Annotated in this window: 23 protein-coding genes; 10 read left to right on the plus strand and 13 right to left on the minus strand. The window is 65.0% G+C overall.

Annotation, left to right across the window (positions count from 1 at the left end; all coding sequences use genetic code 11):
• Positions 1-4 precede the first annotated feature (4 nt).
• The 4 genes from surE to rpoS are packed head-to-tail and all read left to right on the plus strand — an operon-like array spanning position 5 to position 3364.
• Positions 5-748, plus strand: coding sequence for a 5'/3'-nucleotidase SurE (gene surE, locus M52SOB_RS04580; RefSeq protein WP_131110779.1), 744 nt, complete (start codon positions 5-7; stop codon positions 746-748).
• Positions 733-1410 (plus strand): protein-L-isoaspartate(D-aspartate) O-methyltransferase, encoded by a 678-nt coding sequence (locus tag M52SOB_RS04585; protein WP_431306334.1) that lies wholly within the window; start codon positions 733-735, stop codon positions 1408-1410. Before surE ends, M52SOB_RS04585 begins: the two co-directional genes overlap by 16 nt.
• Positions 1410-2408: a M23 family metallopeptidase gene (locus M52SOB_RS04590; protein WP_131110780.1), complete on the plus strand. Its 999-nt coding sequence runs from the start codon at positions 1410-1412 to the stop codon at positions 2406-2408. The genes M52SOB_RS04585 and M52SOB_RS04590 overlap by 1 nt, the downstream gene beginning before the upstream one ends.
• A complete protein-coding gene (gene rpoS / locus M52SOB_RS04595; RefSeq protein WP_131110781.1) occupies positions 2405-3364 on the plus strand; it encodes an RNA polymerase sigma factor RpoS in 960 nt (319 codons plus the stop codon). The genes M52SOB_RS04590 and rpoS overlap by 4 nt, the downstream gene beginning before the upstream one ends.
• Before the next feature lie 104 nt (positions 3365-3468).
• Here the strand turns inward: rpoS and M52SOB_RS04600 are convergent, their stop codons facing one another.
• The 5 genes from M52SOB_RS04600 to M52SOB_RS04620 are packed head-to-tail and all read right to left on the minus strand — an operon-like array spanning position 3469 to position 10737.
• Positions 3469-5892 carry a serine/threonine protein kinase gene (locus M52SOB_RS04600; protein WP_131110782.1) on the minus strand — a complete coding sequence of 808 codons (2424 nt, stop codon included), beginning with the start codon at positions 5890-5892 and terminating at the stop codon, positions 3469-3471.
• Between the two features lie 25 nt (positions 5893-5917).
• Positions 5918-6904, minus strand: coding sequence for a lytic murein transglycosylase B (gene mltB, locus M52SOB_RS04605; protein ID WP_131110783.1), 987 nt, complete (start codon positions 6902-6904; stop codon positions 5918-5920).
• On the minus strand, positions 6901-8853 hold the full coding sequence (locus M52SOB_RS04610) for a transglutaminase TgpA family protein (protein ID WP_284155204.1): 1953 nt from the start codon (positions 8851-8853) through the stop codon (positions 6901-6903). The genes mltB and M52SOB_RS04610 overlap by 4 nt, the downstream gene beginning before the upstream one ends.
• The gene (locus M52SOB_RS04615; RefSeq protein ID WP_131110785.1) at positions 8843-9823 is read right to left on the minus strand and encodes a DUF58 domain-containing protein; all 981 of its coding nucleotides are present in this window, start codon (positions 9821-9823) and stop codon (positions 8843-8845) included. Before M52SOB_RS04615 ends, M52SOB_RS04610 begins: the two co-directional genes overlap by 11 nt.
• Positions 9823-10737, minus strand: a complete 915-nt coding sequence (locus M52SOB_RS04620) for an AAA family ATPase (RefSeq protein WP_131110786.1) — start codon at positions 10735-10737, stop codon at positions 9823-9825. Before M52SOB_RS04620 ends, M52SOB_RS04615 begins: the two co-directional genes overlap by 1 nt.
• Positions 10738-10810: 73 nt before the next feature.
• Here M52SOB_RS04620 and M52SOB_RS04625 point away from each other — a divergent pair, with 73 nt between their 5' ends.
• Genes M52SOB_RS04625 through M52SOB_RS04640 form a run of 4 tightly spaced genes read left to right on the plus strand, consistent with a single transcriptional unit; the run spans position 10811 to position 14550 of the window.
• Positions 10811-11734, plus strand: coding sequence for a histone deacetylase family protein (locus M52SOB_RS04625; protein WP_284155205.1), 924 nt, complete (start codon positions 10811-10813; stop codon positions 11732-11734).
• A 19-nt stretch (positions 11735-11753) separates the two neighbouring features.
• On the plus strand, positions 11754-12632 hold the full coding sequence (dapA, locus tag M52SOB_RS04630; protein ID WP_131110787.1) for a 4-hydroxy-tetrahydrodipicolinate synthase: 879 nt from the start codon (positions 11754-11756) through the stop codon (positions 12630-12632).
• Positions 12633-12640: 8 nt separating this feature from the next.
• Positions 12641-13792, plus strand: coding sequence for an NlpB/DapX family lipoprotein (gene bamC, locus M52SOB_RS04635; RefSeq protein WP_131110788.1), 1152 nt, complete (start codon positions 12641-12643; stop codon positions 13790-13792).
• On the plus strand, positions 13789-14550 hold the full coding sequence (locus M52SOB_RS04640; protein WP_348542203.1) for an MBL fold metallo-hydrolase: 762 nt from the start codon (positions 13789-13791) through the stop codon (positions 14548-14550). Before bamC ends, M52SOB_RS04640 begins: the two co-directional genes overlap by 4 nt.
• Before the next feature lie 27 nt (positions 14551-14577).
• On the opposite strand, the gene M52SOB_RS04645 is transcribed toward M52SOB_RS04640, so the two are convergent.
• A complete protein-coding gene (locus M52SOB_RS04645) occupies positions 14578-17499 on the minus strand; it encodes an EAL domain-containing protein (protein ID WP_131110789.1) in 2922 nt (973 codons plus the stop codon).
• Between the two features lie 197 nt (positions 17500-17696).
• Here M52SOB_RS04645 and rlmD point away from each other — a divergent pair, with 197 nt between their 5' ends.
• On the plus strand, positions 17697-18995 hold the full coding sequence (gene rlmD, locus M52SOB_RS04650) for a 23S rRNA (uracil(1939)-C(5))-methyltransferase RlmD (protein ID WP_131110790.1): 1299 nt from the start codon (positions 17697-17699) through the stop codon (positions 18993-18995).
• Here the strand turns inward: rlmD and M52SOB_RS04655 are convergent.
• The 7 genes from M52SOB_RS04655 to typA form a co-directional block, all read right to left on the minus strand.
• Entirely contained in the window at positions 18978-19628 is a 651-nt protein-coding gene (locus M52SOB_RS04655; protein WP_172601747.1) for a DsbA family protein, read from the minus strand. The genes rlmD and M52SOB_RS04655 overlap by 18 nt on opposite strands.
• A complete protein-coding gene (locus M52SOB_RS04660) occupies positions 19625-20053 on the minus strand; it encodes a disulfide bond formation protein B (protein WP_131110792.1) in 429 nt (142 codons plus the stop codon). Before M52SOB_RS04660 ends, M52SOB_RS04655 begins: the two co-directional genes overlap by 4 nt.
• A 76-nt stretch (positions 20054-20129) precedes the next feature.
• Positions 20130-20819 (minus strand): Bax inhibitor-1/YccA family protein, encoded by a 690-nt coding sequence (locus M52SOB_RS04665; RefSeq protein ID WP_131110793.1) that lies wholly within the window; start codon positions 20817-20819, stop codon positions 20130-20132.
• Between the two features lie 62 nt (positions 20820-20881).
• Positions 20882-21235 (minus strand): HepT-like ribonuclease domain-containing protein, encoded by a 354-nt coding sequence (locus M52SOB_RS04670; protein ID WP_131110794.1) that lies wholly within the window; start codon positions 21233-21235, stop codon positions 20882-20884.
• Positions 21222-21527: a nucleotidyltransferase family protein gene (locus M52SOB_RS04675; RefSeq protein ID WP_131110795.1), complete on the minus strand. Its 306-nt coding sequence runs from the start codon at positions 21525-21527 to the stop codon at positions 21222-21224. The genes M52SOB_RS04670 and M52SOB_RS04675 overlap by 14 nt, the downstream gene beginning before the upstream one ends.
• A 157-nt stretch (positions 21528-21684) precedes the next feature.
• A complete protein-coding gene (locus M52SOB_RS13905) occupies positions 21685-21825 on the minus strand; it encodes a hypothetical protein (RefSeq protein WP_172601748.1) in 141 nt (46 codons plus the stop codon).
• Positions 21806-23626 carry a translational GTPase TypA gene (gene typA / locus M52SOB_RS04680; protein WP_131110796.1) on the minus strand — a complete coding sequence of 607 codons (1821 nt, stop codon included), beginning with the start codon at positions 23624-23626 and terminating at the stop codon, positions 21806-21808. Before typA ends, M52SOB_RS13905 begins: the two co-directional genes overlap by 20 nt.
• A 71-nt stretch (positions 23627-23697) precedes the next feature.
• Between typA and M52SOB_RS04685 the strand changes: the two genes are divergently transcribed.
• Positions 23698-24450 (plus strand): S-methyl-5'-thioinosine phosphorylase, encoded by a 753-nt coding sequence (locus M52SOB_RS04685; protein ID WP_131110797.1) that lies wholly within the window; start codon positions 23698-23700, stop codon positions 24448-24450.
• Positions 24451-24461: the final 11 nt, after the last annotated feature.

Raw genomic sequence — 24461 nt, forward strand, 5'->3', positions numbered from 1 at the left:
CGTCATGAATATCCTGCTCTCCAACGACGACGGCTATTCGGCCCCGGGGCTCGTCGCGCTCGCCGCGGCCTTGCAGGATCTGGGCAAGGTCACCGTGGTGGCGCCCGAGCGGAACAGGAGCGGCGCTTCGAATTCGCTGACCCTCGATCGCCCCCTGCTGCTCAAGACGGCGGAGAACGGTTTCCACTATGTGAATGGCACGCCCAGCGACTGCGTGCATCTGGCGGTGACCGGCATGCTGCCACAAGAGCCGGACATGGTGATTTCCGGCATCAACCTCGGCGCCAACATGGGCGATGACACGATCTATTCCGGCACCGTCGCGGCGGCGATGGAAGGCTATCTGCTCGGCATCCCCGCGCTGGCCATCTCGCTGGCGAGCTTCGCGGGGCGCCATTTCGAGACGGCGGCACGCGTCGCCCGAACCTTGGTCGAGCAATTTTGCGCTCGGCCCTTTGGTGCGCCGGTGCTCTTGAACGTCAATGTCCCGGACGTGCCGATCGAAGCGCTCGCCGGCTGGGAAGTGACCCGGCTGGGGCGGCGCCACAAGGCCGAGCCGGTGGTCAAGCAGGTCTCCCCGCGCGGCGACACGGTGTATTGGATCGGGCCCGCCGGTGCGGCGGCCGATGCCGGCGAGGGCACGGATTTCCATGCGGTCGCGCAGGGCAGGGTGTCGATCACGCCGTTGCAGATCGACTTGACGCACAACGCCCAGCTCGGCCGCGTGCGGGAGTGGCTCGGACGATGAACGCGCATGTCGGCTTGCGTGGCGTCGGCATGACCTCGGAGCGCACGCGCGCGCGCATGATCGAACGCCTGCGCGAACAGGGCATCAAGAACGAACAGGTGCTGATGGCGCTCGGCGTCGTGCCGCGCCACATCTTCGTCGAGCCGGCGATGGCGCACCGCGCTTATGAGGACACCGCGCTGCCGCTGATCCTCGGCCAGACCATCTCGCAGCCCTACATCGTCGCGCGCATGATCGAGCTGTTGCTCGAAGGTCGCGCCGGGCTCGGCAAGACCCTGGAGGTGGGCGCCGGCTGCGGCTATCAAGCGGCCGTGCTCGCCCAGCTGACGCGCGAAGTCTATGGCATCGAACGGCTCGCCTCGCTACTGGCGCGGGCGCGCGAGAACCTCAAGGCCCTGCGCCTTGCGCGCGTGCGCCTCAAGCATGGCGATGGCATGATGGGGCTGCCCGAAGCGGCGCCGTTCGAATCGATCATCGTCGCCGCGGCGGCTGCGGCCGTGCCGCAGGCATTGAAGGACCAGTTGGCGGTCGGCGGACGCCTGGTGATGCCGGTCGGCAGCGGCGCGCAGACGCTGATGGTCGTCGAGCGCACCGCGCAGGGCTGGAAGGAAAGCCTCTTCGAGGCGGTGCGCTTCGTACCGCTGCTGCCTGGAGTCGCCTGATGAGACGCAAAATCTTCACCCTCGCGCTGCTCCTCCTCGCCGGCTGCGCCAGCACCGTGCCGGCGCCCGTGACCGAGGTGCAATCGGCCGCGCGCATCGAGACGCCGCGTGTGGCTCGGCCTGCCGAACCCGTGGGCAAGGTGCATGTCGTCAGGAAGGGCGATACCCTCTACAGCATCGCCCGCGAGCATGGTCTGAGTCCGCGCGACCTCGCCGCTTGGAACGGTCTCGACAACACGAGCCGCATCAGCGTCGGCCAGACCCTGCGTCTGACCCCGCCCGGCGCGCCACCGGCGCCTGCTGCAGGGGCGGCGCCATCCCCGGAAGGCGCCGAAGTGCGCCCGGTCATCGGCAGCGGCGCCGTCGTTGCCCGTCCGCTCGACGGCGCTCCCGCCGGTAGTGCCGTCCCGCCAGCGCCGACGGTGGTGCCCGGCAGCCATGATGCCGTCAAGCGCGCGCCGAAAGGCGGCAAGCTGCCTTACTCGGCAGAGAATCTCGCTCTGCTCAAGGGCGAATCCGCACCGCCGCCCGCAGCGGCCGCTGCGCCCGTGCCCGCCCCCGCAAATCCTGCTGCGCCAGCTGCGCCGGCGACATCGCCTGGCGCTGCGACGGACTCTGGTATCGACTGGCTCTGGCCCGCCAGCGGCAAGCTCATCGCCACGTTCAGCGATGGCAACGGTGGCGCGCAGGCGATCAACCGCGGCATCGACATCGCCGGCAAGATCGGCGATCCGGTGCGCGCCGCCGCCGCCGGCAAGGTGATCTTCGTCGGCGTCTATCCGAAGCATGGCAATCTCGTCGTGTTGCTGCACGCCGATGGCTACAGCAGCGTCTATGCCCACAACAGTCGCATCCTCGTCAAGGAGGGCCAGATGGTCAAACGGGGCGACAAAATCGCCGAGCTCGGCGATTCCGACGCCGATCAACCCAAACTGCATTTCGAGCTGCGGCACAAGGGCAAGCCGCTCGATCCGCTGAAGCTGTTGCCCGCCCGATGACGGCCGCCGACGAAGAGAACGCCATCGGCGCCAGCGCCCCTTTCGACGCAGCGGAGGCGCTGCCGTCGAATGACCGTGAGGCGAGCACTGAGCTGGGCGGCGAGGACGGTTTCCTCGACGACGTCACACAGCTGTATCTGAACGAGATCGGCGCGACACCGCTGCTCAAGCCGGAAGAAGAGCTCAAGCTCGCGCGTGCGGTGCGTGCCGGCGATTTCGCCGCCCGCCAGAAGATGATCGAGGCCAATCTGCGGCTGGTGGTGAGCATCGCCAAGCATTACCAGCATCGCGGCATTCCACTCGACGACCTGATCGAGGAAGGCAATCTCGGCCTGATCCATGCGCTGGAGAAATTCGATCCCGAGCGCGGCTTCCGCTTCTCGACCTACGCGACCTGGTGGATCCGCCAGAACATCGAGCGTGCGATCATGAACCAGTCGCGCACCGTGCGCCTGCCGGTGCATGTGGTCAAGGAGCTCAATGCCGTGCTGATGGCGCTGCGCAAGGTCGGCGCCGACCCGGAAACGGTCGATGCCGCGCCGACCCCGGTGCTGGAGAAAGTGGCCGGCCTGCTACACAAGCCGGTCGATGAGATTCGCCGCCTGCTGCTGCTCAACGAGCGCACCGCTTCGCTCGATGCGCCGCTCGACATCGACCCCGATCTGTCGATCGCCGATGCGCTCGCCGACGAAAACGCCGTCGACCCCGCGGCGACCGTCGAAGAAGATGAGATCGCCCGCCACATCGAAGGCTGGGTCGCCGAGCTGCCCGAGCGTCATCGTTACATCGTCGAAAAGCGCTACGGTCTGAACGACCGCGATGTCGCGACGCTGGAGGAGTTGGCCAGCGAGCTCGGCGTCACGCGCGAGCGCGTGCGTCAGCTGCAGATGGAGGCGTTATCCCGCCTGCGCCAGCGCATGGCGCGCGATGGGGTCGGGGTGCGGTCACTGCTGTAGCTTGGGCCAACGCCCCCCAGCAATTCCTCCTCCAGCACCAACCCGCGTGCCCAATGTGGCGGACTCCCACAGTCGCCTCGACCAGCGGCCGCTGGCGCGCTCGTCTATGCAGTCTGCTTGATCGCCAAGAGCGCCTGATTGCGCAGGGTTTTCAAGAGCGTCAGTTGCTTCTCGGGAATGACGATCGAGCCCGCCTTGTCCTTGTCGCAATAGATCAGCGCCACCGGCCGCCCCTTCAGGGTGAGCGGAAACAGCACGAAGGTCTTGGCGGGAATGCGCTCGCGATACCACTTGGGCACCTTGTCGGCGATCTTCGGGTCGTCGATGTCGGTGATGATGATGTCGAGGCCACGCCCGGTGGCGAGCAGGAAGACGTCATTCACCTGTGTCGAGAGCGGGAAGCGGAACTGCTTGACCAAATCGCCGATGTCGGGTCCGAGGCCGAAGCGGCCGGCCATCGTGTTGGTTTTCGGGTCGCGCAGTGCGAGCAGCACGCGCTTGAAGCCCATCGCACGGTACATCGTCTCGAGGATGATGCGCAGGATGTCGTTCAGGGTGAAATCGTCGATGAGTGAGTTGCTGATGTCCTGAATACCAGCCGACAGCACAGCCTGTGCGTCCTCCGGCAATCCTGTCTCCTCCTCGACCGGATGCGCATCCGGCAACATCGCATCTTCGAGCAGGGTTTCGGCAAACTTATCGACGGGCAAGGTCTGTGTGGTGAGCACCGTCTCGATCTCCTGGGTGCTACCGCCGACGACCGCCGCCGCCTGACGCGCGAAGGGGCTTTGCTTCAAATTGACGTGCAGGATCGCCGCCACCTGCGCCAGGTCCTCGACGGCCTTCTTCGCGCTCTCCTGCATCTGGCGTTCGCTCATCTGCAGGCCGGCCGAGAAACGCTGCGCCATCTTCGCCATCACCCTGCCGCGCTGCTCCAAGGGCGTCGCGGCGAGCAGGTCGCACATCTCGTTGGCGTAGCCGGAAACGATGCGTAGCGCTTCCTCGGGTGTGTTCGGCTTGCGCACTTCGTCGGGGGATAGGCGCCGCATGCTGTTGATGATGGCATGCGGAAACCCCCAGCTCTTTGCGATGCCGATGCCGAGCTCCTCGAAAGACAGCCCGAGCACCTGGGCCGAGGCGGCGTTCTCCGAGAGTTTCTTGAATTCGATCAGCTTGTCGATCTCTTCGACTTCCTCGGGAAAATAGTATTTCGCCAGCAGGCGGCCGAGGCCGTGGAACAGCGCGCAGATGAAGGCCTCCTCGCCTTGGCGGCGCAGAAACGGCCCTTGGCAGCTCTCGCGCGCCAGGAGGCCGGCGAGGTTGGCGCGCAGGAAGGCTTCTTTCAGTTCCCGCGCGTTCGCCTTGTCCTGCAGATGTTCGAAGAGCAACACGGTGATGGCGATGTTGCGGATGGTGTCGAAGCCGAGCACGATCACGGCGCGAGAGACCGTGCTGATGTTGCCGCCGCCCGCCTGGCGGTAGAAAGCCGAATTGACGAGCCGCAGGATCTTGTTGGTCAGCGCGAAATCCTTGAGGATGGCGTTCGACAACGAATTCACGCTTTCGCTCTCGGCGGCGGTGAGTTTGTTGATCGCCGACACCGTGTCGGACAGAGCGGGGAAATCTGTCTTGTGGCGCATGCGTCGCAAGAGGAATTCGAGCGTGTCGTTCTGGGCGATGGCCGCCTGGCCTTCGGCCCGCTCGGCGTCGCCCTCGCCGAGAAAGCCATCGAGCGCGTCGCGCAGTTCCGCGGCGCTCGCGTAACGCTTGCCAGGATCGAGCGCGCAGGCGGTGAGCACGATGCGTCCGAGGCGCGGATCGATCGGCGGCGCGGCGGGCAGCGTCACGGGCTCGGTCGAAATGCGATAGAGGATGGATTCGACCGAATCGCCCTGGAAGACGCGTTGGCCGGTCAGCATCTCGATGAGCACGAGACCGGCGGCGAAGACGTCGATCTGTGGACTGACGCGCTGCTGCGTGACATATTCGGGCGCCATGTAGGCCGGCGTGCCCAAGAGCCCCTCGGCCTTGGCCCCGGCGTCGCGGCGCTCGTCGGTCACGCGCGTGGCGATGCCGAAATCCATCACGCGCGGGCTGCCGTCGCGCGCGTCGATGAGGATGTTCGAGGGCTTGAGATCACGATGGATGATGCCCTGCGCATGCGCCTCGGCGAGCGCGTCGGCGACCTCGCGCATCAGCTTCGCCGCCTTGATCGGCGCCAGCGGCCCATCATTTTTGAGGATGTCGGCGAGATTGCGTCCTTGCACGCGCTCGAAGACGAGATAAGGGTCACCGTCTTGTTCCCCGGCGTCGAAGATCGGCACGACGTGGGGATGGCGGAACTTGCTCGCGGTACGCGCCTCGTCGAGCAGCATTGCGTTCCAGGCCGGGTCGGCGCGCGTGAAATGCAGCGTCTTGATCGCCACCTCGCGCTGCAACTGCGGATCCCAGGCGAGATAGACGACGCTTTGCGCGCCGCGCCCGAGTTCGCCGCGAATCTCGAAACGGCCGATTTTTTTCCCGTTCATCGAGGCATTTTACGTCGCCAACCTTTTACGGCTGTTCGCGCAATTGCTGGGCGAACCGAACCACCGCCATCGCGTAGAAGCTCGAACGGTTGTAGCGCGTGAGCACATAGAAGTTCTGATAGCCCAGCCAGTATTCGGTTGGCTCTCCCGGTGTGACGAGATCGATCAGCGCGGCAGGGGCGTCGGGCGCATCGGCAGGGATGTCCACGCCGAAGGCCTTCATCTCCTGCGGCCGCCGCTGGGGCAGGATGCCCTCCCCGATCAGGGCGTCGACTGCCGTCTCGCCGGCGCCGACTTTGACCGGGATCGCGAGCGGCCCGCCTTCTTGCCAGCCGTGATCCTTGAGGAAATTCGCCACGCTGCCGATCGCATCCTCGGCGCTGCCGACGAGATCGATGCGGCCGTCGCGATCGAAATCCACCGCATAGTGGCGAATGCTCGAGGGCAGAAACTGCGGCAGGCCGATCGCGCCGGCGTAGGAGCCGCGGTAGCTGTCGGGCGGGCGCTGCGCCTCGCGGGCGAGCAGCAGCAGGGCTTCGAGCTCGCGGCGGAACAGCTCGGCGCGCGGCGGATAGTCGAAGGCCAGCGTCGCCAGCGCCGCGAAGGTATCGAAGCGGCCGAGCTGTCGGCCGTAGATCGTTTCGATGCCGATGATGGCGGCGATGATCTCTGCCGGCACACCGGTTTTCGCCTCGGCCCGGGCGAGCGCCGCGCGGTGTTGGCGCATGAAGCGCAAGCCGGCGGCGATGCGTTTGGGTTCGATGAAGCGCGCACGATAGGCTTGCCATGAGCGGATGCGCGGATCGGCCGGCGGCGCGATGGCCTTGAGCACGGCGGGGATCGGACGCGCCCGGGCAAACAGCCGGGTGAGCCGCACACCATCGAGGCCGTGCTTTTCCTGCATCTCGGCGATGAACGCCTGCACCTCCTCGCGCTCGGCAAAGGTTCCGGCGCTGGCGGGGAGGACGGTCAGGGCGAGCAAAGCAATGACGAGTGGGACAAGCGGTTTCATGGGCGGAAAGCGGTGACACGCCGTTTGAGCGCGGCGAGCGTTTCGTGCGAAGCCGTTCCGTAGCGTAGCGCGCAGTAAGCCTGCGCGATGGCGCGAATATCGTCCGCCGCAGCGGGCAATTCCCGCGCGACGCGTTCCGCGTAATCCAGCGCGCCTTCCCACGGCCGGCGCGCCAAGCCCTGTTTGGCCAGACGCCGGCAGACCGCGAGCCATGCGCGCTGCGCCGGATCGAGATGCGGACGGCGCCAGAACATTGCGGCCGCCAGGCCAAACAGCGCACAGCCGGTCAGGCCGACGAGCCAGGCGGTCATCGATCGCCAGTCGGGTGCGGTCATGCCCAGCCGGGCGAGCAGATCGCGCTGGCGCTCCGGGTCGAAGCCGAGCACCCATTGGTTCCAGGCGTTGTTGATCGCCCACCACTGGTAGCGCAGCGTGCGCAGCCAGTCGAAGCCGGGCCGGGCCAGGAGGGGGAGTGGCTCGCCGGCCGGTAGCGCGGCGGCGAGATCCTCTTCGATGCGCGCCGGCGCGGCGGTCGCGGTGGGATCGATGCGCACCCAGCCGCGGTCGTCGAGCCAGACCTCGGCCCACGCATGTGCGTCGGACTGGCGGATCACCCAGGTGCCATCGACGGGATTCTTTTCTCCGCCCTGATAGCCGGTGACGACGCGCGCGGGCACGCCGGCCGCGCGCATCAGCACGACGAAGGCGGCGGCGAAATGCTCGCAGAAGCCGCGTTTCGTCTCGAACAGGAAAGTGTCGGCGACATGCTCGTCGGTGAGCGGCGGGCGCAGCGTGTAGACGAGTTGCTGGCCACGCAGGAAGTCCAGACCACGCGCGATGCGCTCGGCGGGCGTCAAGCCCGCTGCCGCCCAGTCCGCGCCGATGGCCACGGTGCGCGGATTGAGCCCAGCGGGCAGCGCCAGCGCGGCATCCAGCACGGGCGGGTCTTCCGCGACGAAATCGACCAGCGGATGCGAGACGAGGCGGTACTGCCGCCGTTCGCGCACCGGCCGTTTCGCATGCAGCTGAAAGTCGTCGGTGCGGAAAGCGTCGGCGGGCAGCGTCTCTGGCAGCTCGAGCGCGAACAGCCAGGGCCGGTTGTGCGCTTCGAGCGTCACGGTGTAGCGGTAGGCAGGGCTTGTCTGTCGAGCCGTGTAGGGCGGTTCATCGAGACGTCGCACCTCGCCGGCCCGGAAGATGCGGCCATCGAGTTTCACGAGCACCGGCCCGCGCCAGTACATGTCACGTTTCGGCGGCGCCGCACCATCGAATTTGACGCGGAAGGCGATCGCGTCCGATTGCGCCAGGCTCTGGATCGTGCCGGGCGCCATGCTGTCCGACAATCCGCTCAGTCCGGCGTAGGCGTCGCGTGGCAGGCCCCACAACGGCCCCTGCACGCGCGGGAAGAGCAGAAACAGGATCAGCATGAAAGGAGTGGCTTGCAGCAACAGCGTGCCCGCCATCCGCAAAAGCACGGCGGGACTGCCTTCGGCATCGGCGAGGCTCGCCAGCGCGGCGGTGGTCACCAGCACGGTGATGAGCATCGTCGCGGCGATCGGGATCGACTGGTTCGCGAAGAATTGCGCCAGCGTCAGGAAGTAGCCGAGCAGCACGATCGTGACGCCATCGCGTGACGCGCGCGCTTCCAATTGCTTGAGGGCCATGAACACGACCAGCAGCGCAACGCCCGCCTGCTGGCCGAACAGCGTGCGAGTGTGGATCAGCACCGCAGCGACGCTGCCCAGCGTGACGAGGATCAGCAGCCAGCGCGGCGGCAACGGCAGGCCGCGCCAGGCGAGCCACACGCGCCAGAGAAAGACACCGGCGGCAAGAATGATCAGCCACGACGGCACTTGGCTGGCGAGCGGCAGCGTGGCCGCGATGCCTGTCGCCAGGAGCCAGCCGCTCTGCGCCGACGTCAGCGGCGGCGCGGTTCGCTCACGCTTCATGATCATAGAGCGCGAGGGCCTTCAGACAAGCATGCAGATGGGCCGGGCCATGCGTCTGCGAGATTTCCCGACCGGGCAGCCGCAAGCCATATGACAGGCCGGCTGCTTCGGCGTCGAGCACCCAGCGGGCGAGGATCGACAAACGCGTCTCGACATCGAGTGTCGGCGGCAACAGTGTCCAGTCGAACCACAGCGCTTGTGCCGTCGAACCCGAGAACTGCTTGGTTTGCAATACCGCTTCCGGCCCCAGCCGCGCCGCGGTCTTCCAGGCGACGTGATGGAGCGAGTCGCCCGGCTGGTGACGTTTGAGACCGGCGAAATCCTCGTCGCCGGCATCCGATGGCAGGCGGCCGGCCTGCAGGCCACCAAAATTCGGCGCTGGCGGCACGGCACGAGCGGGTCGCGGATAGACCAGGCAGCGCGCAAAAGGCGCAGCATAGGCCCAGCAGCGCACCAGGCCCAAGGGCCAGACCGTGTCGATCGTCACCCGCGGCAGCGTCAGCCAGCCGCGCTGCTTCGCCGGCAGAGGCAGCAGCGCGCGGGTGCTCTCCTGTGGCGGCAGATCGATGATGACGGCTGCCTGTCCCGGCAAAAACAGCCGCACGCGGCGACGCGCGCGGACATCCGGGTTGTGGAGCAGCAGGGGAAAGTGTGCGTCGTCGCCGGCGAACACGGGGGCCGCCTCAGCGACGCCGAGCGTGATGCCGGCCAGGTTGCGGAACGTGTGCAGGATCGTGACGACGCCCAGGCCGGCGAGCAGGAACACCAGTGCATGGCCGAGCGAGAGGTTGTAGTTGATCGCGCCGATCAAGAGTACCAGCAGCGATGCAGCGAACAGCAGCCCGGCACGCGTCGGCAGCACATAGACGCGCCGCTGCGTGAGTACGACCGGCACGGCTTCCGGCGGGCGCACGCGCAGCGCCCAGGCGACGAACTTCTGCTCGAGGGTACTGCGCGTTGCTGACAGCATCAGGGAAGCGGGACGGCTTCGATCAGCGTGCGGCCGGCCTCATCGGCCGTGCGCGGCTCACTCGATGTCTGCAGACGATGGGCGACGACGGCTGGCAGCACGGCCTGCACGTCCTCGGGCAGTACATGATCACGCCCCGCGAGATGCGCCCAGGCGCGCGCCGCGGCGACGAGGCCGAGCGCCGCGCGAGGCGATAGCCCGGTGGGCGACGTGTTGCGGCTATGCGCGACCAACGCCTGCACGTAGTCGAGCAATGCCGGGGAGGCATGCACCGCGGCGGCGTGTTGCTGCTCGTTGAGCAGCGTTTCGGCGGAGAGCAGCGGCGCGGTTTCGGCGAGCAGGACGCGCCGGTCACGGCCTTCGAGCAGCGCGCGCTCGGCGGCACGGTCGGGGTAGCCCAGCGCGATCTTCATCAGGAAACGGTCGAGCTGCGATTCGGGCAGTGGAAAGGTGCCGAGCTGGTAGGCCGGGTTCTGCGTGGCGATGACGAAGAAGGGCTGCGGCAGCGGACGCGTCGCGCCTTCGACCGTGACCTGGCGTTCTTCCATCGCTTCGAGCAGCGCGCTCTGGGTTTTCGGCGTAGCGCGGTTGATCTCGTCGGCGAGCACCACCTGGGTGAAGATCGGCCCGGGGTGGAAGCGAAAGACGCCGGTTTCGCGGTCGAAGACCGAAATGCCGAGGATGTCCGCCGGCAGCATGTCGCTGGTGAACTGGATGCGCTGGAAATCGAGGCCGAGCAGCCGGGCGAGCGTGTGCGCCAGCGTCGTCTTGCCGACGCCGGGCAAGTCCTCGATCAACAGGTGGCCGCGTGCCAAGAGGCAGGCGAGCGCCAGCCGGATCTGCCGCTCCTTGCCGAGGACGATGCGGCTGGCGGCGTCCAGTACGGCGGCAAGGGGAGTGGGCTGGGAGGGCATGCGTTACAATCCGAAAAAGCGCCATAATGGCGTTGCCGAGATTGTAAGCGAAGCCCCCACGTCCCCTTCCGCCATGCCGATCGCCTTCATCACCCATCGCGAGTGCCTGTTGCACGACATGGGCGCGCATCACCCCGAATGCCCCGACCGGCTCGGCGCCATCCAGGATCGGCTGATCGCCGCGGGGCTCGACATGTATCTCAACTACTACGACGCCCCGCTCGTCACGCGGGAGCAGCTGTTACGTGTCCATCCGGCCGAATACATCGATTTCATCCATGCCAGCGCGCCCGAGCAAGGCATCCACCATCTCGACCCGGACACGGCGATGAGCCCCGGCACCTTGCGGGCGGCGCTGCGCGCTGCGGGCGCCGGCGTGCTGGCGACCGATCTGGTGATGCAGGGCGAGGTGCGGGCGGCGTTCTGCGCGGTGCGGCCGCCCGGCCATCACGCCGAACGCGCCAAGCCGATGGGCTTTTGTTTCTTCAACAACATCGCCGTCGCGGCGCGCCATGCGTTGGCGGCCTGGGGCTTGCAGCGCGTCGCCGTCGTCGATTTCGACGTGCATCACGGCAACGGCACCGAAGACATCCTCGCTGGCGACATGCGCACCTTGATGGTCAGCATGTTCCAGCATCCGTTCTATCCCTACTGCGGCACCGAAAATCCGGCGCCCAACATGTGCAACGTCCCGGTGAGCGCCGGCATGCGCGGCGAGGCTTTCCGCGAGATGGTGACGGAAAAATGGCTGCCGCGGCTCAACGACTTCGCCCCCGAACTGATTTTCATCTCCGCCGGCTTCGATGCCCATTACGAGGACGACATGGCCTCATTGGGCCTGGTGGAATCCGATTACGCCTGGGTGACCGAGCGGTTGCTCGAAGTCGCCCGTCAGAGCGCGCAAGGCCGCATCGTCTCGATGCTCGAAGGCGGCTATGCGCTCTCGGCGCTGGCGCGCAGCGTGACCGCCCACATCAAGGCATTGGCCGAAATCTAACCCACGGTTCGCACACATCATGATTCGAGGTTCCATTCCCGCGATCGTCACTCCGATGCAGGAGGACGGCTCGCTCGATCTCCCCGCATTGCGCCGCCTGCTCGACTGGCACATCCAGGAGGGCTCCGACGCCGTCGTCGTCGTCGGCACCACCGGCGAGTCGCCGACCGTCGACATGGCAGAGCACTGCCTGCTCATCCGCGAAACCGTCGCACACGTCGCCGGACGCATTCCGGTGATCGCCGGCACCGGCGCGAATTCGACCACCGAGGCGATCGAGCTCGCGCAGTGCGCCAAGGCCGCCGGCGCCAGCGCGCATCTGTCGGTCGTGCCCTATTACAACAAGCCGACTCAGGAAGGGCTCTACCAGCACTTCAAGGCCATCGCCGAGGAAGTCGATCTGCCGCTGATCCTCTACAACGTGCCGGGCCGCACCGTCGCGGATCTCGCCAATGAGACCACGCTGCGGCTGGCGCAGGTGCCCGGCATCGTCGGCATCAAGGATGCCACCGGCAACCTGGAGCGCGGCATCGACCTGATCAAGCGCGCCCCGGCGGGCTTCGCGATCTACAGCGGCGACGATGCGACCGGCCTCGCCCTGGTGCTGATGGGCGGTCACGGCATCATCACCGTCACCGGCAATGTCGCGCCCCGGCTGATGCACGAAATGGTCGCCGCGGGGCTTGCCGGCGACGTCAAGTCGGCGCGCGAGATCAACCTGCGGCTGATGGGCCTGCACAAGCAACTGTTCTGCGAAGCGAATCCGATCCCCGTCAAATGGGCCTGCGCGCGCATGGGGCTGATCAAGGACGCGCTGCGGCTGCCGCTCACCACGTTGCCGCCCGAATATCACGGCCGGGTGCGAGCAGCCATGCTCGAAGCCGGCATCGACCTGTGATCATGAGCATGAAACTTCCCCTGTTCCGTCTCGCCGGCGCGCTGTTTGGCGCTGTGCTGCTCTCCGCGTGCACCGGTAACATCCTGCCGGAATCGAAGAAAATCGAATACAAGTCGGCGGGCAAGCTGCCCTCGCTCGAAGTGCCGCCGGATCTGACCCAGCCCTCGCGCGACGATCGTTATGCGGTGCCTGACATCACGCCGCGGGGCAGCGCGACCTACTCCGAATATGCCGGCGAGCGCAAGAGTGGCACGACCACCGCGGCGGCGAGCCCGGTGTTGCCGAGCACCGAGAAAATGCGCATCGAGCGCGCCGGCACGCAGCGTTGGCTGGTGGTCGCCGGCACGCCTGAGGAGCTGTGGCCCAAGCTGAAGGAATTCTGGCAGGAGCTGGGTTTCATCATCGATGTCGAGCTGCCCGAAGCCGGCGTGATGGAAACCGACTGGGCCGAAAACCGTGCCAAGATTCCCCAGGACATCATCCGTTCGACGATCGGCAAGGTGTTCGACAGCCTGTATTCGACGCCGGAGCGCGACAAGTTCCGCACCCGGATCGAAAAGGGCGCCGAGCCCGGCACCGTGGAGATCTACATCAGCCATCGCGGCATGTATGAGGTGTATGTCACCGAAGGCAAGGATCAGACCCGCTGGCAGCCGCGCCCGCCCGATCCCGAGCTCGAAGCCGAGATGCTGCGCCGGCTGATGGTGCGCCTCGGTGTCGAGGAGACGCGCGCCAAGACCTTGATGGCCGCCGAGAAGGCGCCGGAACGCGCCAAGCTCACGCGTGCAGCGGACGGCGCCGGCACGTTGTTGATCGAGGAGTCCTTCGATCGCGCCTGGCGGCGTGTCGGTCTGGCGCTCGACCGCGTCGGCTTCACCGTCGAAGACCGCGACCGCAGCCAGGGGCTGTATTACGTGCGCTACATCGACCCGGAGGCCGATCCGAAGAAGAAGGGCGAAAACGAGGGTTGGCTCTCCAAGCTCAACCCGTTGAACCTGTTCAAGGGCAAGCCCGAAGTCGACCCGAAGCAGCAGTACCGCATCCACGTGCAGGGCAACGGCCCGGAAAGCAGCGTGCGCGTGCTGACCCGCGAGGGTGGCGTCGACAATTCGGAGACGGCGAGAAAGATCCTCACCCTGCTACACGAACAGTTGAAGTGATTCGCTTCGCTTCACTGGGCAGCGGCAGCAAGGGCAACGCGCTGCTGGTCGAATCGGGCGCCACGCGCGTGCTGCTCGACTGCGGCTTCGGGCCGCGCGAGCTCGCGCGCCGGCTGGCGCGCCTCGCTATCGTGCCGGAGAGCATCGCTGCAGTCTTGATCACGCACGAGCATGCCGATCATGTCGGCGGCGCGGCGCGCTGCGCCGCGCGCTACGGCTGGCGGGTGCATGCGAGTTTCGGCACCGCTGCAGCATCCCGGCAGCTTGAAGGCGTGCCGGTGCATCGTTTCGACAGCCACACTGCTTTTGCGATCGGCGATCTGGAGATTCATCCCTACCCGGTGCCGCATGATGCGCGCGAGCCGACCCAGTTCGTCTTTTCCGACGGCGCCAGTCGCCTGGGCGTGCTCACCGATGCCGGCAGCATCACGCCGCACATCGTCGCGATGCTAAAGGAATGTGCGGCGCTGGTGCTCGAATGCAATCACGACGCCGCGATGCTCGCCAACGGTCGCTATCCGCCGCCGTTGAAGCAGCGCATCGCCGGCGCCTACGGCCATCTCGACAACGGCCAGGCAGCGGAGCTGTTGCGCGCCATCGGCAGTGCCCGGCTCAGGCATGTCGTCGCCGCGCATCTGTCCGAGGAAAACAACCGGCCGGAACTGGCGCGCGCCGCGCTGGCAGAAGCCCTGAACTGCACGAGCGATTGGATCGGCGTGGCGACGCAAAACGATGGTGTGGGTTGGCTTGCCGTTTGAACCGTCAGACGAAAAGAAATCTGCCGATTACTGCCATGCTTTCAACCAGTCCTCGACTGGTATCGGTTTTCCGTAGTAATACCCTTGACGAACGATCTCGCCCTTGCCATCGAGGAATGCCGCATGAAGAGCGGTTTCCACGCCTTCGGCGACGACGCGCAGCTTGAGCTGTCGAGCCACTGCGAGGATCGTATCGACGAGGGCCGCATCATCAGAATCCTGCGGTGCATCGAGAATGAAGCTTTTGTCGATTTTGATTTCAGAGAGCGGCAGACGTTTCAGATAGGCGAGCGACGAGTATCCCGTGCCGAAGTCATCCAGCGAGAAATGCAAGCCCGTGGTGCGCATGGCATGCATGCGGCCGACGGTGACGGCAAAATCTTCGATGGCAAGACTTTCCGTGACCTCCAGGGTGAGTAGCGCAGGATCGGCTCCATGTGCTTCGATCAGATCGGTGAGCCAATGCTCGAAACCAGGCTGTCGAAACTGCCGTGCCGAGAGATTGACCGACAGGCGAAGGGGGCGACCTTCATCGAGCGTTCGGCGGATCAACCGACAGGCTTCACGCAGTACCCAGGCGCCGAGGTCGAGGATCAGTTTCGATTCTTCGGCGATCGGCACGAACTGGCCTGGAGGGATCAACCCCCGTTCGGGATGTTGCCAACGTAGCAGGACTTCCGCACCGATGGTGCGACCCGAGCCGTCGACTTGCGATTGCAGGAACAATCGCAGCTCGTCTCGCGCCAGGGCACGGCGAAGTTCCTTTTCGAGCTCGAAACGCAGGCGCGCAGCTTCGCCCATTGCTGCCTCGAAGAAGGCATATTCTCCGGCACCTTTGGCTTTTGCGCGATGCAGGGCAGTATCTGCGCGGCGCAATACGGCTTCGGCGTTGTCACCCGAGCTCGCGGGCAGGTGGGTGATACCGAAGCAGGCGGCGAGCGTGATTTCCTCGCTTTCCAGGAAGATTGGCGCAGAAATCGCCTGTTGCAATTTGGTCAGCACGGTGGCGATCTGCTTGGTTGTCTGATCGATACGATTGTCGAGATTCGTCAGCAACAAGGCAAATTCATCACCATAGGCACGTGCGACGAGATCGCCCTCGCGCAGGGTATGCTGCAGGCGCTCGGCGACGGCGATCAGCACCTGGTTGCCGAAGGCTTCGCCGCGTGCTTCGTTGAGCCGCTTGAAACCGGACAGGTTGATCAGGATCAGCGCCGCAAGTATTTTTTTACGCGGCAATGTGGAGAGCTCTTGGTCGAGCCGTTGCACAAGATGGCGTCGGTTGGGCAGCCCGGTGAGCAGATCGTGATTGGCGAGCCGTTCGGCTTCCGCCTCGGCTTTCTTTCTTGCCGTGATGTCACGAAAAGCGCCACGTCGCCCGAGATAATGGCCCTGTTCGTAGACCGGTGTGCAATCGTGTTCGATCCAGATGATCTCGCCATCTGGACGGGTCAGGCGCAGCTCCATTCCTTGAGCTGGTTTGTCGGGTTGTTCGAGATGGGCATGCCATCTCCGCCGATCTTCCTCATGCACCATCCGATTCGGCAAGGCTTCGCCATTGGCCTTCAGTTCTTCGGCGGATACGCCGAAGACACTCAGAGCGGAAGGCGAGACATAGGAGAAGCTGCCGGTGGGTTGTTCGAATGTGATGCAATCTCTTCCATGTTCGGCGAGCAGCCGATAGCGTGCCTCGGATTCGGCCAGCTTCTTCTGGGCGAGACGTTCACGCGTGACATCGCGAAACACGAGCACGACGCCTGATACTCGTCCCTGCTTGTCTCGGATCGGAGCGCCGGCGTCGGCGATCGGCGTTTTTTCACCATCGCGTCGTAGCAGTAAGGTATGGTTGGCCAGCCCGACGACGATGCCTTCGCGCAATACCCGTGCGACGGGATTTTCCATCGATTCGCCAGTCTGCTCGTTGACGATGCGGAATACTTCGCCAATCGGCAGCCCCGCTGCTTCAGCCATACTCCAGCCGGTCAACGCCTCGGCAACCGGGTTCATGAACTCGATGCGTCCTGCAGCATCGGTGCTGATCACCGCATCGCCAATCGAAGAGAGCGTCGTGAACAGACGGGCTTCGCTGTCGGCGAGCGCTTTTTGCGACTCGCCGAGGCTGGCCGCCATGCGGTTGAAACTCTCGGCGACTGCCTGGACCTCATCGATCGACGAGGCAGGCTGTGCGCGTGCCGCAAGATCACCAGCGGCCAGCCGTCGTGCCGCCTCTGAAACGCTTGCCAATGGTCGGGCGAGATCACGACGCAGTCGCCAGATCAGTATGGTGCCGGCGACAAAAAAGATCGCCAAGCTGATCAGAAGCTGCCATCGGAAGTCGCGCCAGGCATGCAAAGCGACCTGTTCTTTGGGCAGCTTGATCGACAGCACGCCGCGGAGATCACCGAGTTTGTATCCGAAGGCGGTGGTATAGCGCGCGCGGATCGAGGGCGGCGCATCTTCTGGATTTCCGTGACATTTCAGGCAATAAGGCTCGATCCAGATCGGACGCGCATAAAGGAGCTTCGCGCGTCCATCGGTGTCGACGATCTGCGCCGTGTATCGCTCGGCTTTCGGGTTTTCGCGGAAAAAGGCGAGTGCCTTGAGTTCTTCGGCATCAGCCAAATTCTGGTGGTCACGCGCTTGGTCAGAAACGTTGTTGAAAGTAAAGCCGCTGTTGTCGTAGCTTTTCAGTTCGTTGGCGATCCGGGTCATCGCGAAGGCCGGCAGAAGCGGCAGTGTCTGTTCATTGAGTTCGAGGTTGGCGTCAATGAAAGCACGGTGATAGACACGGCGCACGCTCATCAGAATGGCACTGACGCGCTCGGCGTCCTCGATGGCCCGAGCTTCGGCGGTCTGCCTTGCCAACCCCCAAGTGACAAACTGGAATAACAACAGCAGAGCCAGCAGGATGCCGGCGAGCGAATATAAAAGCTGGCGATGAAATTTCATTTTGTAAAACAAATTTAAGCTTTTACGGATTCTCGCCAGTTGACCGAGATCAATGAAATATTACTTAGGATATGCAGGGGTGCGCTGGTGTGGCCCGGTTCTTTCGCATGAATACATGAATTGGTGGGGTTCATTCCGCTCACCTCGATTTTTTCGATCTTTTTTTATTTTATAATTAACTATTTGCCTGGCCGCCCATGAACGTCGCCGACATCGAATCGCTCGACCACGACGGCCGCGGTGTCGCCCACGTCGAGGGCAAGGTGGTCTTCATCGAAGGGGCCTTGCCGGGGGAACGGGTGCGCTACCAACGCCTGCGCAGCAAGCCGAAATTCGATACCGGGCGTGTCGAGGACATCCTTAAGCCATCGAGCCAACGGGTCGCGCCGCGCTGTCCGCATTACGGCGTCTGCGGCGGCTGCAGCATGCAACATCTGGAGATCGGCGCGCAGACGGCGATCAAACAGCGCGTGCTCGAAGACGCCTTCTGGCATATCGCGCGTCTGCGCCCCGAGACGATCCTGCCGCCGATCGTCGGCCCGGCTTGGGGCTATCGGCGCCGTGCACGGCTGACCGTACGCAAGGTGGTGAAGAAAGGCGGCGTGCTGGTGGGTTTTCACGAGAAAAAGAGCAGCTATGTCGCCGACATGACGGCCTGTGCCGTGCTGCCAGCGCCGATTTCCGCACTGCTGCCGGGCTTGCGGGTCTTGGTCGGCCGGCTTTCGATCGCCGAGCGCTTGCCGCAGATCGAGGTGGCCGTCGGCGAGGGCCCGCCGGTCTTGGTGTTGCGCATCCTCGAACCGCTGACCGCTGCGGATGAGGCGGTGCTGCGCGGCTTCGCCGAGGAAGTCGGCGTGCATCTGTGGCTGCAGCCGGGCGGGCCGGATACCGCCGCGCCCTTTCATCCCGCCGATGCGCCGTGGCCGAGTTATCGCCTGCCGGATTTCGATGTCTGCCTGCGCTTTCGCCCAACCGATTTCACGCAGGTGAATCATGAGGTGAATCGCGTGCTGGTGCGCCGGGCGCTGAATCTGATGCAGGTGCGACCGGGCGAAACCATCGCCGACATGTTCTGCGGCTTGGGAAATTTCACACTGCCGCTCGCCCGCCTCGGCGCGCGGGTGGTCGGCGTCGAGGGCAGTGCCGCGCTGGTGGCGCGGGCACGCGAGAATGCGCTGGCCAATGGCCTCGCCGCGCAGATCGACTATCACGTCGCCAATCTGTTCACGGTCACCGCCGGCGAGCTCGATGGCTGGGGACGCTTCGACAAGATGCTGATCGACCCGCCGCGCGAAGGGGCGGTCGAGCTCGTCAAATGTCTCGCTGTCGATGCGCCGGCGCGCATCGTCTATGTCTCCTGCAATCCGGCCACACTCGCGCGCGATGCCGCGGTGCTGGTGCATGAAAAAGGCTATCGGCTCGTCACGGCGGGCATCGCCAACATGTTCCCACACACCTCGCACGTCGAGTCGGTGGCGCTATTCGAGCGCGGCTAGCGCCGCCGCGACGGTTTTTTGCAGCACGCCGAAACCAAAGCCCGGCAGCGGCCGGCCATTGACGTAAAAGGTCGGCGTCGTGTCGATCTTCAGCCGGGCGGCATCGTCTTCGTCCAGTCTGATGCGTGCGGCGATTTCTGGATCGGACATGTCGCGGCGCAGCCGGTCGAGGTCGAGTCCCAGCACGTCGAGATGTTTCCAGACTCGCGGCAGTTCGGCTTCATGCAGCGGTTTCCAGTCGTCCTGCGTTGCCATCAGCACGTCGAGCACCGGCCAAAACTTGTCCTGGCGGCGGGCGGCTTCCAGCAGGGCGACTATGTGCTCGGAACCGATCTGGAAGGGCGCATAGCGCAGCACCAGTTTGAGCTTGCCCGGATGCGCGTCGATCAGCGCCATCAGCGGGGCGTGGAAGGCCTGGCAGGTGGCGCAGGCGGGGTCGAAGAATTCGACGATCGTCACCGGTGCGGCGGCGGCGCCGAGGATCGGGGCATGCGGGCGGATCAGGCTGTCGCCGTGCTCGGTGGCGCGCTGGCTGGCGGCTTCGGCCTGCGTGCGGTGGTAGAGCAGGGTGGCCGTGGTGAACAATGCCAGCAGCAGGGCGGCCGTCGTGAGGACGAGGGTGCGCGGATTCACCGTCTCATCTCCCGCCAGGCGAGCGCCAGCAAAGCGACGAGCGCCGCGAACGCCGCGATCGACAGCCAGGGAATGGTCAAAAAGCCGAACCACTCGATGACGGTCTTCGAGCAGGGCACGCCACGCGCGCAGGGTTCGAGACTTTTCGGTACCCAGCCGGCCACCAGCGCCTGATGGAACAGCGCGACGCCCAGGCCGATCACGGCGAGCGGCAGCGCATAACGGACGATGCGGGGATCCCAGGAGATGAGCCCGAGCGGCAGGATCAGCGCCAGCGGGAACATGCAGATGCGCTGATACCAGCACAGCAGGCAGGGCGGGATGCCCATCACCTCGCCGAAGAACAGCGCGCCCAGTGTCGCACCGGCGGCGACGAGCCAGGCGGCGAAGACCAGCCACCAGGCACGGGGCAGGCGTTCGCTCATTGAAACGAAAACGGCGCCCGCGGGGGCGCCGTCGCAGGGCGCTGGGGTGCCGTCCCGTCAGCGCCGAGTTTCATCATCAATCCCGCTGGCCGCCAAAGGCGAGCAGCAGGTTCAAGAGGCTGACGAAGACGTTGTAGATGTCGAGATAGACCGCCAGCGTCGCCGAGATGTAGTTGTCCTCGCCGCCCTGGACGATGCGGTTGATATCGTAGAGGATCAGCGCGGAGAAGATGCCGATCGCGAGCACCGAGATCGTCAGCGCCAGCGCCGGAATCTGGAAGAACAGATTGGCGAGCATCGCCAGGAGCAGCAGGATCACGCCGGCGAAGAGGAACTTGTCAAGGTTGGAGAAGTTGCGTTTGGTCGTCGCGGCGATGCCGGCCATCACGAAGAAGATCGCGCCGGTGCCGCCCGCGGCCAGCGCGATGAGGCTGCCGCCGTTGGCAAAGCCCAGCGCCACCTGCAGGATGCGCGAGAGCATCAGGCCCATGAAGAACGTAAAAGCCAGCAGCAGCACGACACCCATGCCGCTGTTCTTGGTGCGCTCGATACCGTACATGAAGCCCCAGGCGATGCCGAGGAACAGCAGGAAGGCCATAAACGGGCTGCCGGCGAGGAAGGAGAACTTCATCTGGATGCCGAGCAGGGCGCCGAGCACGGTCGGCACCATCGACAGGCCGAGCAGGGCGTAGGTGTTGCGCAGCACGCGGTTTTGACGGACGACCGATTCGGCAGAGGTTTGCGTGACGATGTCGAACGGTTGCATGGTGTTACCTCTCTGTGGTTGGTTGAAACGTTCTTTAAGACTACCGAACGCGGATGAAAGTTTCAATCGAGATCGGGCGATGCATGTGCGATTGCCGGTTTGAGTCTTGCGATCAGCGGCGGCAAAGCCAGGTGGACGGTATCCCAGAGGATGTCGAGATTGATATCGAAATAGGCATGAACCAGCCGGTTGCGCATACCGACGATCTGTGGCCAGGGGATGTCGTCCAACTCGATTCGAGCAGAGTCGCTTACTTGGGCGGCGGCCTCGCCCAGGATCTCGATCGCACGGGTGAGTGCAAGACGTCGCATCGGATCGGCCTCCAAGTCCGTGCGCTGGCGATTGCGTACAAAAGCCAGCGCCTGTTCCGCAGCCTCGACCATGTGCAGGATGCGCCAGCGGTCAGCGGGCGACATACTGCACCTGCGCGGTGCGCACGACTTCATCCCGGAAGTGACGGCTCAGATCCTCGGCGGTGCGCAGATCGACTTTCCTGCCACCCAAGGCGCGCGACAGTTCGATCTCGATTTGAGCGAGATCGAGAAGGGTCGGGTGAGCTTCGGGGTCGAATTCGACCAACAGATCGATGTCGCTGTCGGGGCGGTCAGTACCTTTGAGCACAGAGCCGAACAAGGCGAGCCGACGGATATGGTGCGCTTTGCACAATTGCGTCAGGCTCGTTTCGTCTACAGCGAAGCGCGGGTGCATGAAGAGCTCCTTACGATTGCAGCGCTATTTTGCCTGGCAACGAATCATCGAGGCAATGCCAGGTTTTTTCTGCCCGTTACATTCTTGCCTCGTCCGCATCGCCGACCTTGATCAGCCAAACGCAAGTGGCCATGGTCGGCATGTAAGATATTTCATGCTATCCATAGATCTTGCACATCAGCGGCATCACCGGCGTCTGGGAAAGGAGGCCGATCAGCGAAAGGATCGCGCTGACGATTGCGATGCGCCACAGCCAGCGACGCGCGGCCGGCGGCAGCTTATTCAGAAGATTCCTCACGGCCGGCACGCTTGCGCTCGTGCGCTTTCAGGAAACGCTTGCGCAGCCGGATCGACTTCGGCGTGATCTCGACCAGCTCGTCGTCGGCGATGAATTCGACCGCCGATTCGAGTGTGAGCCGGATCGGCGGGGTGAGCTGCACCGCCTCGTCCTTGCCGGCGGCACGGATGTTGGTGAGCTGCTTGCCCTTGATCGGATTCACCACCAGGTCGTTCTCGCGGCTGTGGATACCGATGATCATGCCCTCGTAGACCGGATCGCCGGGGTTGACGAACATGCGGCCGCGCTCCTGCAGTTTCCACAGCGCATAGGCGACGGCGGCGCCGTCTTCGGCCGAGACCAGCACGCCGTTCCTGCGGTCGGAGAGCGGGCCGGCCCAGGGGCCGTATTCGTCGAAGACGTGGCTCATCAGGCCCGTGCCGCGGGTCAGCGTCAAGAATTCGCCCTGGAAGCCGATCAGCCCGCGCGCGGGAATGCGGTATTCGAGGCGCACGCGCCCCTTGCCGTCGGGCTGCATGTCCTGGAGCTCGCCCTTCCTGCGGCCGAGTTCCTCCATTACTCCGCCCTGATGGGCTTCCTCGACATCCACGGTGAGCATTTCATAGGGCTCCTGCTTCTCGCCATCGACTTCATGGAGCACCACGCGCGGTCGGGAGACGGCGAGCTCATAGCCTTCGCGGCGCATGTTTTCGAGCAGGATGGTCAGATGCAGCTCGCCGCGGCCGGAAACTTCGAAGACATCGGCATTGTCGGTATCCTTGACGCGCAGCGCGACGTTGGAGAGCAGCTCACGCGCCAAGCGTTCGCGGATCTGACGGCTGGTGACGAACTTGCCTTCACGACCGGCGAGTGGCGACGTATTGACCTGGAAATTCATCGTCAGCGTCGGTTCATCGACCAGGATCGGCGGTAAGCCCACGGGGTTGTCGACGGCGCAGAGCGTGACGCCGATGCCGACTTGTTCGATGCCGGTGACCAGCACGATGTCGCCGGCTTCGGCGTCTTGGGTGGACTCGCGCTCAAGCCCCTTGAACACGAAGATCTGCCCGACCTTTGCGGTGCCGCGGTGCTCACTGCCATACATTACCGCGACCTGCTGACCGGGCTGCAAATGCCCCTGTTTGATGCGGCCGATACCGATGCGGCCCAGATACGGGCTGTAGTCGAGCGAGCAGATCTGCAATTGCAGCGGTGCTGCCGAGTCGACGTCGGGTGGCGGCACGTGACGCAGGATGGCCTCGAAAAGCGGCCGCATGTCGATGCCAGGGGTGTGGGAAGCCATCATCGCGTAGCCGTTCAACGCCGAGGCATAGACGACTGGGAAATCGAGCTGCTCCTCGGTGGCGCCGAGCTTGTCGAACAGGTCGAAGGTGTGGTCGATCACCCAGTCGGGACGCGCGCCGGGCCGGTCGATCTTGTTGATGACGACGATCGGCTTCAAGCCCAGCGCCAGCGCCTTCCGGGTCACGAAGCGCGTCTGCGGCATCGGCCCCTCGACGGCATCGACCAAGAGCAGCACGCCGTCGACCATCGACAGCACGCGTTCGACCTCGCCGCCGAAGTCGGCATGGCCCGGGGTGTCGACGATGTTGATGTGGGTGCCCTCCCAATCGATCGCGCAGTTCTTGGCCAGGATGGTGATGCCGCGTTCCCGTTCGAGGTCGTTGGAATCCATCACCCGCTCGGCGACCTGCTGGTTCTCGCGGAAGGTACCGGACTGGCGCAGCAGTTGGTCGACCAGGGTGGTCTTGCCGTGGTCGACGTGGGCGATAATGGCGATATTGCGTAAGGCGCGGGACATGGAGTGGGGCCTGGAAGAAGGGGCGCGCATTCTAGCAGAGCCCGTGTACCGGTTTCATGAAGGAGATCAGAATGTTGGCAGTCATCGGCGGCAGCGGCCTCACGCAGCTGGCGAGTCTCGAAGTGCTGCGCCGCGAAGTGGTGCGCACGCCTTATGGCGAGCCTTCGGGGGTGCTCACTTTCGGCCGCATCGGCAAGCAGGAGGTGGTTTTTCTGCCGCGCCACGGGTATGGTCATACGATTCCGCCGCACCGCGTCAACTACCGCGCCAACCTCTGGGCGCTGGTCAAGGCCGCGGGTGCCGAGAACATCGTCTCGGTGGCCTCGGTCGGGGGCATCCGCGCCGACCTGGGCCCGGGTTCGCTCGTGGTGCCGCACCAGATCATCGATTACACCTGGGGGCGGCCGCATACCTTCTTCGATGGCGGCGAAGCGCCCGTGGTGCACGTCGATTTCACCGAGCCGTACGACCGTGCCTTGCGCGAACGGCTGCTGTGCGCCGCCGATGCAGTCGGCTTGACGGTGTCCGGCGCAGCGGTGTATGCCGCGACCCAAGGCCCGCGTCTGGAGAGCGCGGCGGAGATCGAGCGGCTGGCGCGCGACGGCGCCGATGTCGTCGGCATGACGGGGATGCCCGAGGCAGGGCTGGCGCGCGAGCTGGAAACCCCTTACGCAGCGATCTGTGCGGTGGCGAACTGGGCGGCCGGGCGCGGCGATTCGAAAACGGCGATCAGTTTCGCTCAGCTCGAGGCGGTGCTGGAAGAAGCGCTGATCAAGGTGCGGCGGGTGATCGAACACATGTGTGAGTCCGGATTCGCCGGCTGAGCGTGCCGTCT

The sequence above is a fragment of the Sulfuricystis thermophila genome (genome assembly GCF_004323595.1).
Classification (GTDB): Bacteria; Pseudomonadota; Gammaproteobacteria; order Burkholderiales; family Rhodocyclaceae; genus Sulfuricystis; species Sulfuricystis thermophila.

Bases quoted from the DNA above. Each gene is read 5' to 3' on its own strand.
- M52SOB_RS04625 (WP_284155205.1), top strand. From the start codon at position 10,811: ATGCCGATCGCCTTCATCACCCATCGCGAGTGCCTGTTGCACGACATG.
- M52SOB_RS04600 (WP_131110782.1), bottom strand. From the start codon at position 5,892: ATGAACGGGAAAAAAATCGGCCGTTTCGAGATTCGCGGCGAACTCGGG.
- M52SOB_RS04685 (WP_131110797.1), top strand. From the start codon at position 23,698: ATGTTGGCAGTCATCGGCGGCAGCGGCCTCACGCAGCTGGCGAGTCTC.
- M52SOB_RS04620 (WP_131110786.1), bottom strand. From the start codon at position 10,737: ATGCCCTCCCAGCCCACTCCCCTTGCCGCCGTACTGGACGCCGCCAGC.
- bamC (WP_131110788.1), top strand. From the start codon at position 12,641: ATGAAACTTCCCCTGTTCCGTCTCGCCGGCGCGCTGTTTGGCGCTGTG.
- M52SOB_RS04660 (WP_131110792.1), bottom strand. From the start codon at position 20,053: ATGAGCGAACGCCTGCCCCGTGCCTGGTGGCTGGTCTTCGCCGCCTGG.
- surE (WP_131110779.1), top strand. From the start codon at position 5: ATGAATATCCTGCTCTCCAACGACGACGGCTATTCGGCCCCGGGGCTC.
- M52SOB_RS04675 (WP_131110795.1), bottom strand. From the start codon at position 21,527: ATGCACCCGCGCTTCGCTGTAGACGAAACGAGCCTGACGCAATTGTGC.
- M52SOB_RS04645 (WP_131110789.1), bottom strand. From the start codon at position 17,499: ATGAAATTTCATCGCCAGCTTTTATATTCGCTCGCCGGCATCCTGCTG.
- M52SOB_RS04610 (WP_284155204.1), bottom strand. From the start codon at position 8,853: ATGAAGCGTGAGCGAACCGCGCCGCCGCTGACGTCGGCGCAGAGCGGC.
- mltB (WP_131110783.1), bottom strand. From the start codon at position 6,904: ATGAAACCGCTTGTCCCACTCGTCATTGCTTTGCTCGCCCTGACCGTC.
- rpoS (WP_131110781.1), top strand. From the start codon at position 2,405: ATGACGGCCGCCGACGAAGAGAACGCCATCGGCGCCAGCGCCCCTTTC.
- M52SOB_RS04615 (WP_131110785.1), bottom strand. From the start codon at position 9,823: ATGCTGTCAGCAACGCGCAGTACCCTCGAGCAGAAGTTCGTCGCCTGG.
- M52SOB_RS04670 (WP_131110794.1), bottom strand. From the start codon at position 21,235: ATGTCGCCCGCTGACCGCTGGCGCATCCTGCACATGGTCGAGGCTGCG.
- rlmD (WP_131110790.1), top strand. From the start codon at position 17,697: ATGAACGTCGCCGACATCGAATCGCTCGACCACGACGGCCGCGGTGTC.
- dapA (WP_131110787.1), top strand. From the start codon at position 11,754: ATGATTCGAGGTTCCATTCCCGCGATCGTCACTCCGATGCAGGAGGAC.
- typA (WP_131110796.1), bottom strand. From the start codon at position 23,626: ATGTCCCGCGCCTTACGCAATATCGCCATTATCGCCCACGTCGACCAC.
- M52SOB_RS04590 (WP_131110780.1), top strand. From the start codon at position 1,410: ATGAGACGCAAAATCTTCACCCTCGCGCTGCTCCTCCTCGCCGGCTGC.
- M52SOB_RS04665 (WP_131110793.1), bottom strand. From the start codon at position 20,819: ATGCAACCGTTCGACATCGTCACGCAAACCTCTGCCGAATCGGTCGTC.